The organism is Rathayibacter sp. AY1A5 (assembly GCF_002930875.1).
GTDB lineage: Bacteria > Actinomycetota > Actinomycetes > Actinomycetales > Microbacteriaceae > Rathayibacter.
The window spans coordinates 99262-117648 of the sequence record NZ_PSTM01000005.1 but is presented as its reverse complement, the minus strand read 5'-3'; the positions used below and the strand labels follow the sequence as shown (position 1 = coordinate 117648).

Genomic DNA, 18387 nt, shown 5'->3' with positions numbered 1-18387 from the left:
GGGGTCAGTGGCGGACCGGCCAGCCCCCGTCGGCGACGAAGGACTCGTCGCGGACGCGGCGCATGTACTCCTGGAAGGACTCGGCCTGGGTGCGGCACCAGTCGACCTGGAGCGCGTGCAGGGCCTCCGCGCCGACTCCGAGCTCGTCGGCGAAGGCGCGGCCCAGCGCCTGGGCGACCCGACCCGCCGCGATCGCGTCCGCGCCCGCGTCGTGCGCCTCGGTGAGGGCGACGCCGTAGTGCTCGGCGGCGAGGGTCAGGGTGCGCTTGCCCTTGCGGTAGCGGTCCACCGCCTTGTCGATCACGAGCGGATCGACGACGGGGCTCGGGTCGAGCAGCACGGGCACGCCCCAGCGGCGCGCCTCGTGGGCGAGAAGTGAGAGGTCGTAGGGGGCGTTGTAGACGACGACCGGGATGCCGCGGGCGAGGAGCGAGCGCAGCGCCTCGGAGATCTCGGCCACGACCTCGCCGGCGGGGCGGCCGTGCGCGCGGGCGTGTTCGGTGCTGATCCCGTGGACGGCGGAGGCGCCGGCCGGGATCTCGACCCCGGGATCGGCGAGCCAGGTCGTGCCCTCGATCGGCTCGCCCGCCGCGTCGATCACGCCGACGTGCGCGGTGACGATGCGGCTCGTGCGGACGTCGATGCCGGTGGTCTCGAGGTCGAACACGGCCAGCAGGTCGAACCACCGCGCCCCTTCGGAGGGGACGAGCTCCTGCTCGGCGTCGTCGAACAGCATCGGCTCGGTCTGCGTCTCGGTCGTTCCGGTGGTGCTCACGCCGACAGCCTAAAGGGGGCCTCCGACATCGGCCGGAGGCCCCTCGGCGTGCTGCCGGGTCAGCGGGCCTCGTGCGCCTTGGCGACGTGGAGCCAGAAGAAGCCCTGCGTGCCGAGTGTCATCGTCAGCGTGCCGTCGTCCGAGAATCCGGGGAAGCGGCCGCCGCCGAACAGGTCGCTGAGCGTCGATCCGGGGTTCTCCGGGTCCGTGATCGTGACCGAGACCGGGTTGTGGTTGAAGCTGAAGACGCAGAGCACCTCCTCGGGCTGGTCGCCCATCTCGGAGCCCGAGCCGGCGTAGTCCCGCACGAAGGCGAGCACCGACTCGTGGTCCGTCTCGAGGACGCGCATCGACCCCAGGCCGAACGCCGGGTGGCCGCGGCGCACGTGCAGGACGTTCCGCATCCAGTGCAGCAGGGAGCGGGACTGCGCCAGCTGCGCCTCCACGTTGACCTGGTTGTAGTGGTAGACGAGCGACTGGACGATCGGCTGCACGAGCTTGCCGGGGTCGGCGGCCGAGAAGCCGGCGTTGCGGTCGGGCGTCCACTGCATCGGCGTGCGCGACGCGTCGCGGTCGTTGAGCCAGATGTTGTCGCCCATGCCGATCTCGTCGCCGTAGTACAGGAACGGGCTGCCGGCGAGGGAGAAGAGCAGGGCGTTGATCAGCTCGAGCTCGGCACGCGAGTTGTCCAGCAGCGGCGCGAGCCTGCGGCGGATGCCGATGTTCGAGCGCATCCGCGGGTCGTAGGCGTACCAGCCGTACATGGCCTGGCGGTACTCCTCGGACACCATCTCGAGCGTGAGCTCGTCGTGGTTGCGGAGGAACACGCCCCAGGCGGCGCCGCTGGGGATGTCGAACGTCTCGGAGAGCACCTTCTTCAGCTCGTTCGCCGTCTGCGCGCGGAGGGAGTAGAAGATGCGCGGCATGACCGGGAAGTCGAACGCCATGTGGCACTCGGGCTCCTCCTCCGTGCCGAAGAACGCGGCGACCTCCCGCGGCCACTGGTTCGCCTCGGCGATCAGGATGCGGCCGGGGTAGTCGCGGTCGACCATGGTGCGGAGGTTCTTGATGAACTCGTGGGTGGGCGGCTCGCCCTCTCCGTTGCCCTCGTCGGACTCGTAGAGGTAGGGGATCGCGTCGAGCCGGATGCCGTCGACGCCGAGGTCGAGCCAGAACTTGACCACGTCGTGGATCGCCTCGTGCACGGCGGGGTTCTCGAAGTTGAGGTCCGGCTGATGCGAGAAGAAGCGGTGGAAGTAGAACTGGCGGCGCTCGGCGTCGAAGGCCCAGTTCGAGTCCTCCGTGTCGACGAAGATGATGCGGATGTCCGGCCACTTGTCGTCGGTGTCGTTCCAGACGTAGAAGTCGCCGTAGGGGCCCTCGGGGTCGGACCGGGACTGCTGGAACCACTCGTGCTGGTCGCTGGTGTGGTTGAGCGGGAAGTCCATCACGATGCGCATGTTGCGCTCGTGGGCCTTCCGCACGAGGTCGCGGAAGTCCTCCATCGTGCCGAACTCGGGGAGGATCGCCTTGAAGTCGGAGACGTCGTAGCCGCCGTCGCGCAGAGGCGACATGTAGAACGGCGGGAGCCAGAGGGCGTCGATGCCGAGCCACTGCAGGTAGTCGAGCTTGGAGGCGAGCCCGTTGATGTCGCCGGCGCCGTCGCCGTTGGAGTCGTAGTACGACCGGATCATCACCTCGTAGAACACCGCCCGGCGGTACCACTGGGGGTCGAGGGCGAGTCCGGGGAGTTGGATCGGCGACGTGAAGCTCACGGTGCTCCTTCTGCTGCTGCCTGAGCGGATGACCGTCTCGCGAGACGGGTGGGCGGTGCGCCGTGTTGCGAGCGCGTGATCATGCTCCCGGCTCGGATCGAGGCCACGCAAGGCGTTGCGGCCAGATCTTCGACGGGCTTTCCCTACGATAAGGAACGCGATGACCACTCCCTCCCCCTACGCCTCCGATCTCGGCCGTGTCCCCGTCCGCGAGGCCGCGGTGGACGTCGCCGGATCCCGCACCGCCTACTGGACCTACGGCGCTCCGGACGCCTCGAGCGTCCTCGTGCTGGTGCACGGGTTCCGCGGCGAGCACCACGGCCTCGAGCCCGTCGTCGCCCGTCTGCTCGCCGGGGGAGCGGACGTGCGGGTCGTCGCTCCCGACCTGCCCGGCTTCGGCGCCTCGACCCCCATGACGCGCCTGCCGCACGACGTGGACGGCTACGCCTCCTGGCTCGGCTCCTTCCTCGACGCGCTGGGGCTCCGCGGAGAGGCGGCCGTCCTCGGCCACTCCTTCGGCTCGATCGTCGCGGCCGCGGCCGTCGCGGACGGGCTGCCCGCTCCGCTCCTGGTGCTGGTCAACCCGATCGGCGCGCCCGCCCTGCAGGGTCCCCGCGGCGTCCTGACCAGGCTCGCCGTCCTCTACTACCGGCTCGGCGCGCTCCTGCCGGGGCCCCTCGGACGCCGCCTGCTCAGCGACCCGTTGATCGTGCGGGTGATGAGCCTGGCGATGGTGAAGACGAAGGAGCCGGCGCTGCGACGCTTCGTGCACGACCAGCACGACCGCTACTTCAGCGCCTTCGCCTCCCGCGACACGGTCCTCGAGGCGTTCCGCGCCTCCGTCTCGCACGACGTCGGCGAGTACGCCTCCCGGATCGGCGTGCCGACCCAGCTGATCGCCGCGGCGCAGGACGACATCACTCCGCTCCCGGCGCAGTACCGCCTGCTCGAGAGGCTGCCGCACGCCCGCCTGCACGTCATCGACGGAGTCGGCCACCTGATCCACTACGAGACGCCGGACGAGGCCGCCGCCGTGCTGCGGACGGCCCTCGAGGAGGGGATCGACCGATGAGGATCGTCGTCGACTGCCGGTACACCCGGCTCGAGCGGCACGACGGGATCAGCCGCTACACCGCGGAGCTCGTCCGCGAGCTCGCGAAGCTGCACGACGTGACCATGCTGATCAGCGACCGCCGCCAGCTCGCGATGCTCCCGTCGCTCCCGTGGGAGCGCGTGACCGGGCCGACCAGCCCGTTCGAGCCGTTCGTCGCGCTGCTGGTGAACCGGCTGCGGCCCGACGTGGTCTTCTCGCCGATGCAGACCATGGGCTCGCTCGGCCGCCGCTACCGGCTCGTCCTGACCGTGCACGACCTCATCTACTACCGCCACCGCACTCCGCCGCGCGACTTGGCCGCTCCCGTGCGCGCGCTCTGGCGGCTCTACCACCTCGCCTGGTGGCCGCAGCGGAGGCTCCTCCAGCGCGCCGACGCGGTCGTCACCGTTTCGGAGACGACCCGCGACCTGATCCGCTCCCACCGCCTCACCACCCGGCCGGTGGTCGTCGTCCCGAACGCGGCGACCGAGCCCGACGAGGCGAGCGCCGCTCTGGCGGGATCGCTGCCCGACCGGTCGGCCGCGCGCTCGCTCGTCTACATGGGCTCGTTCATGCCCTACAAGAACGTCGAGACGCTCGCGCGCGCGATGCGGCTGCTGCCCGACTACGAGCTGCACCTGATGAGTCGGGCGACCGACGAGACCGTCGAGACGCTCCGGGCCCTGGCGCCGACCGCGAAGCTGGTGTTCCACCAGGGGGCGCCGGACGCGGAGTACCGTGCGGTGCTCGCGCGGGCGACCGCTCTCGTGACGGCGAGCAGGGACGAGGGCTTCGGGATCCCGCTGGTCGAGGCGATGGCGCTCGGGACGCCGGTCGTGGTGAGCGACATCCCGATCTTCCGCGAGATCGCCCAGGACGCCGCCGTGTACGTCGACCCGTCGAGCGCGAAGGGCATCGCGGACGGCGTGCGGTCGCTCGAGGACGGCGCCGTGTGGCGGACGCACTCGGCCCGGGCGAGGGAGCGGGCCGCGGCCTTCTCCTGGCGCGACTCCGCCCGGGTGCTCTTCGGGCTCCTGCAGGACCTCGGCCGGCGCTGACGCGGTCCGGCGATCGGACCGCCTCCGGGAGGCGGGCCGTCAGGCTCCCGGGGCCGGGCTGAGCACGTCGTCGAGGTCGACGTCCGCCACGACCACGTCGCCGGAGTCGTCGACGCCGACGATGCGCAGTGCCCCGTCGACGATCGCGAAGTCGTGCCGGGAGCCGTTGCCGACCGAGACGCCGTGCACGGGGAGGTCCTCGCTGCTGAGCGCGCGGATCAGGCTGCCGATGACCGCACCGTGCGTGGCGACGACGACGGACGCGTCAGGGAAGCGCTCGGCCACCTCGAGCAGCGCGGCGGTCGCCCGCTCGACGACTTCGGCGCGGGTCTCGCAGCCGGGGATCGGCGCGCGCTCGATGCCTCCGGGGAAGCGCTCGGCGAGCTCGGGACCGGTCATCCCCTCCGCCTCGCCGTAGGCGCGCTCGGCCAGGCCCGGCACCGCCAGCGGCTCGTCGAGTCCGAGACCGCGCGCGATGATCGCTCCGGTGTCGAAGGCGCGCTGCAGCGGACTGGCGACCACCGCGTCGAAGCGCCGGTCGGCGAGCAGCCGCGCCGCCGCCCGCGCCTGGGCGCGCCCGGTCGCGTTGAGCGGGATGTCGCTCCTGCCCTGGATGCGCCGGGTGGCGTTCCAGTCGGTCTGGCCGTGGCGGACGAGGGTGAGCTGGGTCACAGGGGCCTCTCGGGAGGTCGGGTGCGGAGCGGGCGGGAGCTCAGAGGGCGGCGGTGCGGCGCGCGGGCAGGCGCTCGGCGAGCTCGCGGAGCACCTCGCTGGTGCCTCCGTCGATCTTGATGCTTGCCCGCGAGTCGCCCTTGGTGGTGCCGCGGTTGACGATCACGATCGGCATCCGGGCGCGTCGGGCGATCTCGAGGAAGCGGATGCCGGAGTTGACCACGAGCGACGAGCCGGCGACGAGCAGGGCGTCGGCGCCCGCGACGATGGCGCGCGCCTCCTCGAACCGCTCGGTCGGGATGAACTCGCCGAAGAAGACGATGTCCGGCTTCAGGATCCCGCCGCAGACCGTGCACTCGGGGACGGTCATCGCCGAGACGTCGTGGACCTCGGCGTCGCCGTCGGGGTTGAGGGAGGAGACGTCGGGGTCGTCGAGCCAGGGGTTGAGCGCCTCGATCCGCTCGGCCACCGCGTCGCGGGCGAAGTACTGGCCGCAGGTCATGCAGCGCACACGGTCCGCCGAGCCGTGCAGATCCACCACGCGGCGCGAACCGGCTCGGACGTGCAGGCCGTCGACGTTCTGCGTGACGACGCCCGTGAGCAGGCCGCGCTCCTCGAGCCGGGCCAGGGCCCGGTGGCCGTCGTTGGGGCGCGTGCTGGTGAAGCGGCGCCAGCCGAGCTGGCTGCCGGCCCAGTACCGGCGGCGGTAGTCGGGATCGGCGACGAACTGGGAGTAGGTCATCGGGCTGCGCACCGGTGCCCCGGCTCCGCGGTAGTCGGGGATGCCCGAGTCGGTGCTCATGCCCGCGCCGGTGACGGCGGCGATGCGGCGCCCGCTGAGGAGTTCGACGGCCTGCTCGACCGCGAGCGCCTCGGGGCCCTCGGCGACCGGTGTCGGACTCGACTCCATCCGCGCCTCCTTCGAGGGCCGTTCGAGCGGCCCCTGGACGAGTTTAGTCCGCGCCGTGCCCTAGATTGCCGGGATGCCGATCGTGCACATCACCGACCTCGACCACCCGCTCCTCGCCGACTACCACCGCCTCACCGACGTGGCGCTGCGGCGGGTGCTGGAGCCGGAGGGCGGTCTGTACATCGCCGAGTCGGCCAAGGTGATCGAGCGGGCGCTCGACGCCGGGCACCGTCCCCGCTCGGTCCTGGTGCAGGAGAAGCGGCTGCCGGACGCGGCCGGGGTGCTCGAGCGTCATTCCGAGGTGCCGGTCTTCGTGGCGCCGGATCCGCTGATCGAGGAGCTGACCGGGTTCCACCTCCACCGCGGAGCGCTCGCCTCGATGCACCGTCCGCCGCTGCGGCCGATGGCCGAGCTGCTGGAGGGCGCGCGCCTCGTCGTGATCCTGGAGGACCTGGTCGACCACACCAACGTCGGCGCCGTCTTCCGCGCCGCGGCCGGCATGGGCGCGGACGCGGTCCTCGTGACGCCGCGCTGCGCGGACCCCCTGTACCGTCGCAGCGTCCGGGTGAGCATGGGCACGGTCCTGCAGGTGCCGTGGACGCGCACCCCTGAGTGGGCACCGGCTCGCCGCGCTCTGGAGGAGGCCGGGTTCTCGGTCGCCGCGCTGGCGCTCGCTCCGGACGCGGTGCCGCTCGACGAGTACGCGGCGGCTCGCCCCGAGCGCGTCGCGATCGTCCTGGGCGCCGAGGGGGACGGCCTCAGCCGCGCGGCGCTGGACGCATCGGACACCGTCGTCACCATCCCGATGCTGCACGGCGTCGACTCGCTCAACGTGGCCTCGGCGAGCGCCGTCGCACTGTGGGCGCTGACCCGCGGGCGTTGACCGCCCGGCTCCGGCGCTCGGCGGCCCCGCGGTGACCTGCTGCTGACGCTCCCGCCGCTGGATCGGGGTCGGTGCCGCGCGTCACCCGCCGCGTCCGACGACGGGGCGGCGTCCGGGACGGGGGAGAGGCCCGCCCGTACGATGACGGGGTGACCTCCCCGACCCGATCCGACGACGCCCTCGACCTGTTCGGGGAGCCCGCCGCGCCGGAGCCGCGACCGCGTCGACGGCGCGGGGCAGTCGTCGCCGGTCTCGTCGCCGCGACCGTGCTGGTCGGTGGAGGCGGTGCCTACGCGACCAACGCGGCGACCGCGGAGCTGCCGACGGCGAGCGCCGTCGCGGTGGACCCCGTCTCGAGCACCGTCGACGCGCCCGCTCCGGCCTGGCCGGCCTACGGCTCCGGCGCCGTGGCGGCCGTGGGCATCGACGGGACGGAGGAGGACGGGCTGCTCGCCCGCTACGGCTCCACCGGAACCGTGCCGACGGGGAGCATCGCCAAGGTCGTCACCGCTCTCGTCGTCCTCGCGGCGAAGCCGATCGCAGAGGGGACGGACGGGGAGACCATCACCTTCACGAGCGCGGACGTGCAGTACTACAACGACACCCTGGCCGAGAACGGCTCGAACGCTCCGGTCACCGCGGGTCTGCAGCTGACCGAGCGGGAGGCGCTGACCGCCATGATGCTCCCGTCCGCGAACAACTACGCGAAGTCCCTCGCGATCTGGGCGTACGGCTCGGAGGACGCCTTCCTCGCCGCGGCGCGCGGCTGGCTCGACGGGCAGGGGCTCGAGCGGACCTCCCTCGCCGACACCAGCGGGCTCTCGCCGGCGACGGTCAGCACGACGGCCGAGATGGTGCGCCTGGGCGAGCTGCTGATCGCGGACCCGGTGCTCGCTCCGATCGTCGCGACGCCGACCGCGGTCATCCCGGGGGTCGGCGAGGTCGACAACACCAACTCGCTCCTCGGCCGCTCGGGAGTGGACGGTATCAAGACGGGGACGACCGACGAGGCGGGCTCGTGCCTGCTGTTCTCGCTCGACGCGACCGTCGAGGGCCGGCCGGTCACCCTCGTCGGCGTGGTGGTGGGCGCGCGCACGCACCCGCAGCTCGCCGCGGACGTGCTGACCCTCGTCCCGACCGTCGAGGCAGGCTTCCGGACCGTCCCGCTGACCGTCGAGGGCCAGGACTACGGCACCCTCACGAGCGCCTGGGGGGAGACGGCGACGGCCGAGACCGCGGAGGCGCGGTCCGTGCTGGTGTGGGGTGCGGTCTCGACGTCGACCACGGTCGCCCTCGATCCGCTCGAGACCGTCGCCGACGGCGAGCGCGTGGGGACCGCGACCGTCGACGTCAACGGCACCTCGTACGAGCTTCCCCTCGTCGCCGACGGGTCGATCGAGGACCCGGGCTTCGCCTGGCGCCTCGGCCACCCGGCCGAGCTGTTCGGCTGAGCGCGGGGCGAGCCGCCGCCTCCCGGGAGCGGATCAGGCCAGGGGATCCGCGGCCCGGTCGTCGATGATCCGCACGCCGGCGGTCGCGATGTCCTCGGCGACCTCCTCCGGCGTCGCGTTGCCCGGCACGACCGAGCCCGGCTCCGAGGCCGCGGGATCGGTGCTCCAGCGCTCGGCGGAGGGCCGCTTGGCGGTGATGAAGTCGCCGGAGGACTGGTGGCGGACTCGGCGCAGCACCCATGGCACGAGGTACTCCCGCGCCCACTGGATGTCCTCCGTGCGGGCGGCACGCCAGGTGCGGGCGTGCAGCGGCTCCGGGGCGAGGGGGCGCAGGTCGTTCTCGACGTTCAGCGACTCGAGGACCATGCGCGCGACCTCGTGGTGGCCGTGCGGGTTGAGGTGCAGGCGGTCCGGCGCCCACATCCGCACGTCCTGGATCTCCTGGAGGGACCACTGGTCGGCGACGATGCAGTCGTACCGCTTGGCCAGCGCCCGCAGGTTCTCGTTGTAGATCGCGACCTTCCCGCGGATCCGCCCGAACACGGGGGAGAAGCCCACGTCCACTCCGGTGAAGAGGACGACGGTCGCCCCGTCGGAGCGGAGCCGGGCGAGGCCCGACTCGAAGCGGGACGCGATGTCGTCGGGGTCGGTCCCCGGGCGGATGACGTCGTTCCCGCCCGCGGAGATGGTGATGAGGTCGGGGCGCAGCTCCAGGGCGGGCTCGACCTGCTCGTCGACGATCTGCTGCAGGAGGCGGCCGCGCACCGCAAGGTTGGCGTAGGCGAAGTCCTCGTTCTGGCTGCCCAGGACCTCCGCCACGCGGTCCGCCCAGCCGCGGTGCCCGCCGGGGCTGCCGGGCTCGGGATCGCCGATCCCCTCGGTGAAGGAGTCGCCCAGGGCGACGTAGCGGGACCACGGATGACGCTGCTCGACCATCCCTCCATCATGCTCCGCACCCGGCCGCCGGTGGCACGGCGCGACACGCCGTGCGCCTCCCGGCGGACCGCGGAGACCGAGCCGCTGTCGGTGGCGTCGGCTAGATTCGGTCCACGTGAACAGTCCCTCGAGCTTCGGTCATCAGGTCGGCACCTCCGCCGCTGAGCACCTGTCCCCGTCGTTCCCGGGCAGGGCGCCGTGGGGTACCGCGAACAAGCTCCGCGCCTGGCAGGCGGAGGCGCTCGAGGCCTACTTCGAGCACGAGCCGCGCGACTTCCTGGCCGCCGCGACCCCGGGCGCGGGCAAGACCACCTTCGCGCTGCGGCTGGCCGCCGAGCTGCTGCACAACCGCACGGTCGACCGGATCACCGTGGTCGCGCCGACGGAGCACCTCAAGCGCCAGTGGGCCGAGGCCGCGCACCGCGTCGGCATCCGCCTGGACCCGACCTTCACCAACCGCATGGGCCGTCACGCCCGCCACTACCACGGCGTCGCCGTCACCTACGCGCAGGTCGCCGTCCGCGCCGAGCTCCACCGCGAGCTCACCCTGTCCGGGCGCACCCTCGTCATCCTCGACGAGGTGCACCACGCCGGCGACGCGCTCAGCTGGGGCGACGCGGTGCGCGAGGCCTTCGAGCCCGCCGTCCGCCGGCTCTCGCTGACCGGGACGCCGTTCCGCTCGGACACGGCAGCGATCCCGTTCGTCAGCTACCTGCCGGACGAGGAGGGCATCCGCACCTCGCTCACCGACTACGCCTACGGCTACGGCCGCGCGCTCGCGGACGGCGTCGTCCGGCCGGTGCTGTTCATGGTCTACGCCGGGCAGATGCGCTGGAAGTCGAAGGCCGGCGACGAGATGGAGGCGCGGCTCGGCGAGGGCAACACCAAGGACATCACCTCGCAGGCCTGGCGGACCGCGCTGGACCCGAAGGGCGACTGGATCCCCTCGGTCCTCCGCGCCGCCAACACCCGCCTCACCGAGGTGCGGCGCGCCGTGCCCGACGCCGGCGGCCTGGTCATCGCGACCGACCACTACACCGCGCGCGCCTACGCCGCGATGCTCCGCGAGATCAGCGGCGAGACCGTCACCGTCGTGCTCTCCGACGAGAAGGAGGCGAGCGACCGGATCGAGGAGTTCGCGAAGGACACCAGTCGCTGGATGGTCGCGGTCCGCATGGTCTCCGAGGGCGTCGACGTGCCGAGGCTCGCCGTCGGCGTCTACGCGACATCGGCGTCGACTCCGCTGTTCTTCGCCCAGGCGATCGGCCGCTTCGTGCGCGCGCGGCGCCGCGGCGAGACCGCCTCGGTGTTCCTCCCGAACGTGCCCGGCCTGCTCGCGCTGGCGGGCTCGATGGAGCTGCAGCGCGATCACGCCCTCGACCGCAGGACCTCCGACGACGAGGAGTACCCCGAGGCCGATCTGATGGCCGACGCCGAGCGCAGCGACAAGGCGTCCTCGGATCTCCTGGAGGAGGGCCGCTTCGAGTCGATCGGCTCGGCCGCCACCTTCGACCGCGTCGTCTACGAGGGCGCCGAGTTCGGGATGGAGGTCGAGGTCGAGAGCGAGGAGGAGCTCGACTTCATCGGCCTGCCGGGGCTCCTCGAGCCCGACCAGGTGCGGGAGCTGCTCCAGCACCGGCAGCAGCGGCAGGCCAAGCGCGCCGGCAGCCGCGCGGGGGCGGCGGCCCCGGCCGAGCCGGCGAGCGAGATCCCGGCGCCGCTCTACCGCACGCTCAAGGAGCAGCGCAGCCTGCTCAACTCCCTGGTCGGCCTGTGGGCGCGGGGGACGGGGGAGTCGCACGGCCAGGTGCACACCGAGCTGCGCCGGCTCTGCGGCGGACCCGCGGTGGCGCAGGCGAGCGTGACCCAGCTGCAGGCGCGGATCGACCTCCTGCGGCGCAGGCTCGGCTCGCACTGATCGCGGTGCGGCGCCCCGGTGAGTGGCGCCGCGCTCTCGACGACGGAGCCGATCGCTGCTCCCGCCCAGCCCGGCCGGCCCCTCCGCGTGGGCCGGACAGCCCCTCCGGCGCGTTCTAGCCGATGCACCCGGCGCGGCGCCAGCCCTCCCCGGCGGACCGGGCGCGACCGTACTGTTCGAGCGTGACCCACCGGAACGACCTGCCCGCTCACGCGCCCGCAGGACGAACCGGACGGCGGTTCCGGCCGCCGGTCGTGACCACCGGAGGAGGACCGCGCGATGAGCGCTGACCGTCAGGGGAATGCTCGAGACACGCTCGCTAAGCTGAGCAGTCGGTCCGTCGCGGAAGTGACGGACCATCACCCCCGACGTCGGGCATCCGCAGACCGCACATCGGCGTCTCCCGGACTGCCCGAGAACAATCCCCTGAGGAGTCTCGTGGAGACCTGGCCCGGAACCGCCTACCCGTTGGGCGCGACGTTCGACGGAAGCGGCACGAACTTCGCCCTGTTCAGCGAGATCGCCGAGCGCGTCGAGCTGTGCCTCTTCGAGGAGGACGGCACAGAGACGCGCGTCGAGATCCAGGAGTCGGACGCCTACGTCTGGCACTGCTACCTCCCGCAGGTCCAGCCGGGCCAGCGCTACGGCTTCCGCATCCACGGACCGTACGACCCCGATGCCGGCCACCGCTGCAACCCGAACAAGCTGCTGCTGGACCCCTACGCGAAGGCGATCTCGGGGGAGATCGACTGGGACCAGTCCCTCTTCTCGTACACCTTCGGCGACCCGGACTCGACGAACGACGAGGACTCGGCGCCGCACATGATGATGGGCGTCGTCATCAACCCCTTCTTCGACTGGGCCGGTGACCGCCGCCCGCGCACCTCCTACGACAGCACCGTGATCTACGAGGCGCACGTGAAGGGGCTCACCAAGACGCACCCCGACGTGCCGAAGGAGCTCCGCGGCACCTACGCCGGAGTCGCCCACCCCGCGGTGATCGACCACCTCAAGCACCTGGGCGTCTCGGCGATCGAGCTCATGCCCGTGCACCAGTTCGTGAACGATTCGACGCTGATGGACAAGGGCCTCTCGAACTACTGGGGCTACAACACGATCGGCTTCTTCGCTCCGCAGAACACCTACTCCTCCACGGGCGACCAGGGCCAGCAGGTCCAGGAGTTCAAGAGCATGGTGAAGGCGCTCCACGCGGCCGGCATCGAGGTCATCCTCGACGTGGTCTACAACCACACGGCGGAGGGCAACCACCTCGGCCCCACGCTGTCGTTCCGCGGCATCGACAACGAGGCGTACTACCGCCTCGTCGACGACGACAAGCGCTACTACATGGACTACACCGGCACCGGGAACACCCTGAACGTGCGCCACCCGCACTCGCTCCAGCTGATCATGGACTCGCTGCGCTACTGGGTGACGGAGATGCGCGTCGACGGCTTCCGCTTCGACCTCGCCTCGGCGCTGGCACGCGAGTTCTACGACGTCGACCGGCTCTCCACCTTCTTCGAGCTCGTCCAGCAGGACCCGGTGGTCTCGCAGGTGAAGCTGATCGCCGAGCCGTGGGACGTCGGGCCGGGCGGCTACCAGGTGGGAAACTTCCCGCCCCAGTGGACGGAGTGGAACGGCAAGTACCGCGACACGGTCCGCGACTTCTGGCGCGGCGAGCCGTCGACGCTGGGGGAGTTCGCCTCGCGCCTCACCGGCTCGGCCGACCTGTACGCGCACTCGGGCCGCTACCCGGTCGCCTCGATCAACTTCGTCACGGCGCACGACGGCTTCACCCTCCGGGACCTGGTCTCGTACAACGAGAAGCACAACGACGCCAACGGCGAGGACGGCAACGACGGGGAGTCGCACAACCGCTCCTGGAACCACGGCGTGGAGGGGCCCACGGACGACCCGCGGGTGCTCGCGCTCCGGGCACGCCAGCAGCGGAACTTCCTCGCGACGATGCTGATCTCCCAGGGCGTCCCGATGATCCTCCACGGCGACGAGCTGGGCCGGACCCAGAACGGCAACAACAACACCTACGCCCAGGACAGCGAGCTGACCTGGATCGACTGGGCCCACGCCGACCGGCCGCTGCTCGAGTTCACCGCGGCGCTCATCCGCCTGCGCGCCGAGCACCCGACCTTCCGACGCATGCGCTTCTTCGACGGCCGCCCCGTCCTGCGCGGCGACGGCGAGCCCCTGCCCGACATCGTCTGGTTCACCGCTGCCGGCACCGAGATGTCCCCGTCCGACTGGGACTCCGGTCTCGGCCGATCGGTGGGCATCTACCTCAACGGCAACGGGATCCGCGAGCGCGACCAGCGCGGGCGCCCCGTCACCGACGACAGCTTCCTCCTGTACTTCAACGCCGACGACGTCGACGTCGAGTTCGCGATCCCGAGCGACGAGTACGCGCTCGAGTGGAGCGTCCTCGTCGACACCGCCGGCGCCGAGGCGGACTCGATCCCGCGTCCGGCGGGGGCGATGCTCACCGTCCAGGCGAAGTCTCTCGTCATCCTCCAGGAGCACAGCACCCCCGAGCCCGAGGTCGACCACTCGGTCGCCGCCTCGCTCGCGTCCCTGGCCGCCACCTCGGCCATCCCGATCGTCTCCTCGACGGGACCCACCAGCCCCCACGCCGAGTCGACCGACTCCGCGACCGCACCCTCGACAGGAGCCTGACGTGCGTCTGCCCGCCTCCACCTACCGCCTCCAGATCCGGTCGGCGTTCGACCTCGACGACGCCGCCCGCGTCGCCGACTACGTGCGCGCGCTCGGAGCGGACTGGCTGTACTTCTCGCCGCTGCTGAAGGCCGAGCCCGGCTCGGACCACGGCTACGACGTGGTGGACCACACCGAGGTCGATCCCGACCGCGGTGGCGCGGCCGGCCTGGCGAACGCCTCGGCCGCGGCGCGGGCGGAGGGCCTCGGCGTCCTCATCGACATCGTCCCCAACCACATGGGCGTCGCGACCCCGAGCGGGAACTCGTGGTGGTGGGACCTGCTGAGGAACGGGAAGTCCTCCCGCTACGCCACCGCCTTCGACATCGACTGGGAGGCGGGGGGCGGGAAGCTGCGCGTGCCGATCCTCGGCGACGGTGCGAGCGAGGGCGACAGCGACAGCGAGCTCGACGCGCTCGAGGTCGTCGGCGACGAGCTGCACTACTACGAGAACCGCCTGCCGATCGCGCCCGGAACCGCCGAGCCCGGCGACTCCGGCCGCACGGTGCACGAGCGCCAGAGCTACGAGCTCGTGAACTGGCGCCGCGCCGACGCGGAGCTGAACTACCGCCGCTTCTTCGCGGTGAACACCCTCGCCGCCATCACGGTCGAGCGGCCCGAGGTGTTCGACGCCTCGCACGCCGAGATCGTCCGCTGGTTCACCGAGGGGCTCGCAGACGGCCTGCGCGTCGACCACCCGGACGGCCTGGCCGACCCGGGCGGATACCTCGACGACCTGGCCCGCGCGATCGGCGGCGCCCCGGTCTGGGTCGAGAAGATCCTCGAGGGCGACGAGGAGCTCCCGCCGCACTGGGCGACCGTCGGCACCACGGGCTACGACGCCCTGGCCGACGTCGACCGCATCCTGGTCGACCCCGACGCCCGCCCCGTGCTGGAGGGCCTCGACGCCGAGCTCACGGGGAAGGGCGCCCCGCTGCAGTGGGCCGACCTCATCCACGACACCAAGCGCGGCATCGCCGACGGCATCCTCCGCTCCGAGGTCCTGCGGCTGGCCCGCCTGATCCCCGGCATCGAGGGAGCGGACGACGCGCTGGCGGAGCTCCTGGCGACCTACCCGGTCTACCGCAGCTACCTCCCCTACGGAGCGGAGCACCTCGAGCACGCCCGCGTCGACGCCGTGCGCCGCCGTCCCGAGATCCGCGCGACCATCGACGAGGTCGCCGCGGCGCTCGGCGAGACCGGCACTCCGGTGTCCGTGCGCTTCCAGCAGACCTCCGGCATGGTGATGGCGAAGGGCGTCGAGGACACGGCGTTCTACCGCTTCAGCCGCCTCACCTCGCTGAACGAGGTCGGAGCGGACCCGGACGAGTTCGCGATCGACCTGGTCGAGTTCCACCGCCGCCAGGCCGTGCGCCAGGCCTCGTTCCCCGCCTCGCTCACCACGCTCTCGACCCACGACACGAAGCGCGGCGAGGACACCCGTGCCCGCATCACCGCACTGGCCGAGGACCCGGAGGCGTGGGCGGCGACGCTCCGCGAGCTCCACGACCTCGTCGGCTTCGGCGACGGCCCGATCGAGCACCTGCTCTGGGAGGCCGTCGTGGGGACCTGGCCCGCCAGCCGCGAGCGCCTGCACGCCTACGCCGAGAAGGCGTCGCGCGAGGCCGACGACTCGACGCACTGGACCGCTCCTGACGAGCAGTTCGAGAAGCGGATGCACGCGGCGATCGACGCGGCGTTCGACGAGCCCGCCGTCCGCCGGCTGGTCGAGCAGACCGTCGAGCGGGTGTCGGCCGCCGGCTGGTCGAACGGCCTCGCCGCGAAGCTCGTGCAGATCACCGCCCCGGGCATCCCGGACGTCTACCAGGGCAGCGAGCTCTGGGAGACCTCCCTCGTCGACCCGGACAACCGCCGCGAGGTCGACTTCGGGCAGCGTCGAGCGCTGCTGGAGCGGATCGACGGCGGCTGGAAGCCCGCGATCGACGCCGAGGGAGCCGCGAAGCTCCTCGTCACCTCACGCGCCCTCCGGCTCCGCCGCGACCGCCCCGAGCTGTTCACCCGCTACGCCGCCGTCCCCGCGATCGGGCCCGCCGCCGAGCACGCGATCGCTTTCGACCGCGGCGGCGCGCTGACCGTCGCGACCAGGCTCCCCGAGGGCCTCGCCGCTTCGGGCGGGTGGAACGGCACGGTCGTGGTCCTGCCCGGGCACCCGATGGAGGACGTCCTCACCGGCCGCACCTTCGCGGGAGGAGTGACTCCGGTCGCCGAGATCCTCGCCGACTACCCCGTGGCACTGCTCGCCCCGGTCTCCTGACCGGTTCCGCACCGCACCGCAGACCGATCCGACCCCTCCTGGAGACAGCAGTGATCAGCACGACTCCCTACCGCTACGCACTCCCGACGACCGGGCCCGAGCGGTTCGACGTCTGGGCCCCCGAGGCCTCGACGGTCGAGCTCCTTCTCGGCGACGACTCGTCGCTGACGATGACCCGCCACGGAGACGACGGATGGTGGCGGGCGCCCGCGTCGGCCCCGGCCACCGGCGAGGTCGACTACGGGTACCGGGTGGACGGCAGCGGTCCGCTGCCGGACCCCCGCTCGCGTCGCCAGCCGAAGGGCGTGCACGAGCTCTCGCGCACGTTCGACCCCTCGGCGCACGAGTGGGGCGACTCCGCCTGGACCGGGCGCGAGCTCGCCGGCGCCGTCATCTACGAGCTGCACCTCGGCACGTTCACACCCGAGGGCACCCTGGACGCGGCGGCGGAGCGCTTCGAGCACCTGCGCTCGATCGGCGTGGACTTCATCGAGCTGCTGCCGGTCAACGCGGTGAACGGAACGCACAACTGGGGCTACGACGGCGTCCTCTGGTACGCCGTGCACGAGCCGTACGGCGGACCCGAGGCGTACCAGCGCTTCGTGGACGCCGCCCACCGTGCCGGCCTCGGCGTGGTCCAGGACGTCGTCTACAACCACCTCGGCCCGAGCGGCAACTACCTGCCGGAGTTCGGCCCGTACCTCAAGAACGAGAAGGCCAACACCTGGGGCAGCTCGATCAACCTCGACGGCGAGGGTTCGGACACCGTCCGCGGGTACATCATCGACAACGCTCTGATGTGGCTGCGCGACTACCACGTCGACGCCCTGCGCCTGGACGCGGTGCACGCCCTCTCGGACGAGCGGGCCGTGCACGTGCTCGAGGAGATGGCGAGCGAGGTGGCCGTGCTGTCGGCCCACGTCGGGCGCCCTCTGACGCTGATCGCCGAGTCCGACCTCAACGACCCGACGCTGATCACTCCGCGGGAGGCGCACGGCTACGGGCTCGACGCGCAGTGGAGCGACGACTTCCACCACGCGGTCCACGTCGCGCTGACCGGGGAGACCACGGGGTACTACGAGGACTTCGCGCCGCTCGGCGCCCTCGCGAAGGTGCTGACGCGGGGCTTCTTCCACGACGGCACCCTCTCGACGTTCCGCGGCCGCCACCACGGCCGTCCGGTGGACACCGAGCACATGCCGACCTGGCGCCTGGTGGTCTGCAGCCAGAACCACGACCAGATCGGCAACCGGGCGGTCGGCGACCGTCTGACGGCGACCCTCGACGAGGGGCGCCTCGCGATCGCCGCGGCTCTGACGCTGCTGGGCCCTTTCACTCCCATGCTGTTCATGGGGGAGGAGTGGGCGGCGTCGACCCCGTGGCAGTTCTTCACCTCGCACCCGGAGAAGGATCTGGGCGAGGCGACGGCGAAGGGCCGCATCGAGGAGTTCGCGAAGATGGGCTGGGACCCGGAGGTCGTGCCCGACCCGCAGGACCCGGAGACGTTCCTGCGCTCGCGGCTCGACTGGTCCGAGGTCGGGGAGGGGCGTCACGCCCGCACCCTCGAGGTGTACCGCGAGCTGGCGGCGATCCGCCGCCGCTACCCCGAGCTGACGGACCCGCGCTTCGGGTCGCTCCGCGTGGAGTTCGACGAGGAGGCCCGCTGGCTGACTCTCGGCCGCGGTCGGGTGACCGTCGCGATCAACGTCGGCGAGTCCGCCGCCCGCATCGCCCTGCCGGAGGTGGCGGAGACGCTGCTCGGCGTCGGGGAGTACGCGGTGCAGCCCGGGGACACCGAGGTGGATCTCGGCGGTTCCTCGCTGCTGGTGACGCTGAGCGCCTGAGCTCCGTGGCGGCCGGCTCTTCAGGTGGCCGGCCGCCGCTGTCCTGAACGGCCGCCTCGGGCCCGAG

Annotated in this window: 13 protein-coding genes; 8 read left to right on the top strand and 5 right to left on the bottom strand. The window is 72.2% G+C overall.

From position 1 onward, the window contains the following. Positions 1-4 precede the first annotated feature (4 nt). Together C5B98_RS04895 and treS are read right to left on the bottom strand one after the other, a co-directional pair. Positions 5-736 carry a 3'-5' exonuclease gene (locus C5B98_RS04895; protein WP_104222136.1) on the bottom strand — a complete coding sequence of 244 codons (732 nt, stop codon included), beginning with the start codon at positions 734-736 and terminating at the stop codon, positions 5-7. 98 nt (positions 737-834) lie between these two features. After that, entirely contained in the window at positions 835-2550 is a 1716-nt protein-coding gene (treS, locus tag C5B98_RS04890) for a maltose alpha-D-glucosyltransferase (RefSeq protein WP_104221970.1), read from the bottom strand. A gap of 160 nt (positions 2551-2710) precedes the next feature. Between treS and C5B98_RS04885 the strand changes: the two genes are divergently transcribed. Then, positions 2711-3622: an alpha/beta fold hydrolase gene (locus tag C5B98_RS04885; protein WP_104221972.1), complete on the top strand. Its 912-nt coding sequence runs from the start codon at positions 2711-2713 to the stop codon at positions 3620-3622. Further along, positions 3619-4701, top strand: coding sequence for a glycosyltransferase family 1 protein (locus tag C5B98_RS04880; protein ID WP_104221974.1), 1083 nt, complete (start codon positions 3619-3621; stop codon positions 4699-4701). The genes C5B98_RS04885 and C5B98_RS04880 overlap by 4 nt, the downstream gene beginning before the upstream one ends. 39 nt (positions 4702-4740) lie before the next feature. Here C5B98_RS04880 and C5B98_RS04875 read toward each other — a convergent pair whose 3' ends face one another. Both C5B98_RS04875 and C5B98_RS04870 read right to left on the bottom strand, forming a co-directional pair. After that, positions 4741-5373, bottom strand: coding sequence for a histidine phosphatase family protein (locus tag C5B98_RS04875; protein ID WP_104221976.1), 633 nt, complete (start codon positions 5371-5373; stop codon positions 4741-4743). A gap of 40 nt (positions 5374-5413) precedes the next feature. Then, entirely contained in the window at positions 5414-6283 is an 870-nt protein-coding gene (locus tag C5B98_RS04870; RefSeq protein ID WP_104221978.1) for a Sir2 family NAD-dependent protein deacetylase, read from the bottom strand. 73 nt (positions 6284-6356) lie between these two features. Between C5B98_RS04870 and C5B98_RS04865 the strand changes: the two genes are divergently transcribed. Continuing rightward, positions 6357-7166 carry an RNA methyltransferase gene (locus tag C5B98_RS04865; protein WP_104225277.1) on the top strand — a complete coding sequence of 270 codons (810 nt, stop codon included), beginning with the start codon at positions 6357-6359 and terminating at the stop codon, positions 7164-7166. A gap of 149 nt (positions 7167-7315) precedes the next feature. Then, complete coding sequence (locus tag C5B98_RS04860) at positions 7316-8617, top strand: D-alanyl-D-alanine carboxypeptidase family protein (RefSeq protein ID WP_181065458.1); 1302 nt, start codon at positions 7316-7318, stop codon at positions 8615-8617. A 33-nt stretch (positions 8618-8650) separates the two neighbouring features. Here the strand turns inward: C5B98_RS04860 and C5B98_RS04855 are convergent, their stop codons facing one another. Beyond that, positions 8651-9553 (bottom strand): SGNH/GDSL hydrolase family protein, encoded by a 903-nt coding sequence (locus tag C5B98_RS04855; protein WP_104262936.1) that lies wholly within the window; start codon positions 9551-9553, stop codon positions 8651-8653. A gap of 115 nt (positions 9554-9668) precedes the next feature. Here C5B98_RS04855 and C5B98_RS04850 point away from each other — a divergent pair, with 115 nt between their 5' ends. From C5B98_RS04850 to treZ, 4 genes are all read left to right on the top strand, one after another. Next, positions 9669-11471: a DEAD/DEAH box helicase gene (locus C5B98_RS04850; RefSeq protein ID WP_104327395.1), complete on the top strand. Its 1803-nt coding sequence runs from the start codon at positions 9669-9671 to the stop codon at positions 11469-11471. Positions 11472-11909: 438 nt separating this feature from the next. Further along, positions 11910-14162 (top strand): glycogen debranching protein GlgX, encoded by a 2253-nt coding sequence (gene glgX, locus C5B98_RS04845; protein WP_104260690.1) that lies wholly within the window; start codon positions 11910-11912, stop codon positions 14160-14162. 1 nt (position 14163) lies between these two features. Further along, on the top strand, positions 14164-16476 hold the full coding sequence (gene treY, locus C5B98_RS04840; protein ID WP_104221990.1) for a malto-oligosyltrehalose synthase: 2313 nt from the start codon (positions 14164-14166) through the stop codon (positions 16474-16476). 50 nt (positions 16477-16526) lie between these two features. Then, positions 16527-18320 carry a malto-oligosyltrehalose trehalohydrolase gene (gene treZ, locus C5B98_RS04835; RefSeq protein ID WP_258062130.1) on the top strand — a complete coding sequence of 598 codons (1794 nt, stop codon included), beginning with the start codon at positions 16527-16529 and terminating at the stop codon, positions 18318-18320. Positions 18321-18387: the final 67 nt, after the last annotated feature.

What these genes read in the sequence shown, in the direction of transcription:
- C5B98_RS04895 (WP_104222136.1), bottom strand. Translation starts at nt 736, where the DNA reads ATGCTGTTCGACGACGCCGAGCAGGAGCTCGTCCCCTCCGAAGGGGCG.
- C5B98_RS04865 (WP_104225277.1), top strand. Translation starts at nt 6,357, where the DNA reads ATGCCGATCGTGCACATCACCGACCTCGACCACCCGCTCCTCGCCGAC.
- C5B98_RS04855 (WP_104262936.1), bottom strand. Translation starts at nt 9,553, where the DNA reads ATGGTCGAGCAGCGTCATCCGTGGTCCCGCTACGTCGCCCTGGGCGAC.
- C5B98_RS04870 (WP_104221978.1), bottom strand. Translation starts at nt 6,283, where the DNA reads ATGGAGTCGAGTCCGACACCGGTCGCCGAGGGCCCCGAGGCGCTCGCG.
- C5B98_RS04885 (WP_104221972.1), top strand. Translation starts at nt 2,711, where the DNA reads ATGACCACTCCCTCCCCCTACGCCTCCGATCTCGGCCGTGTCCCCGTC.
- C5B98_RS04880 (WP_104221974.1), top strand. Translation starts at nt 3,619, where the DNA reads ATGAGGATCGTCGTCGACTGCCGGTACACCCGGCTCGAGCGGCACGAC.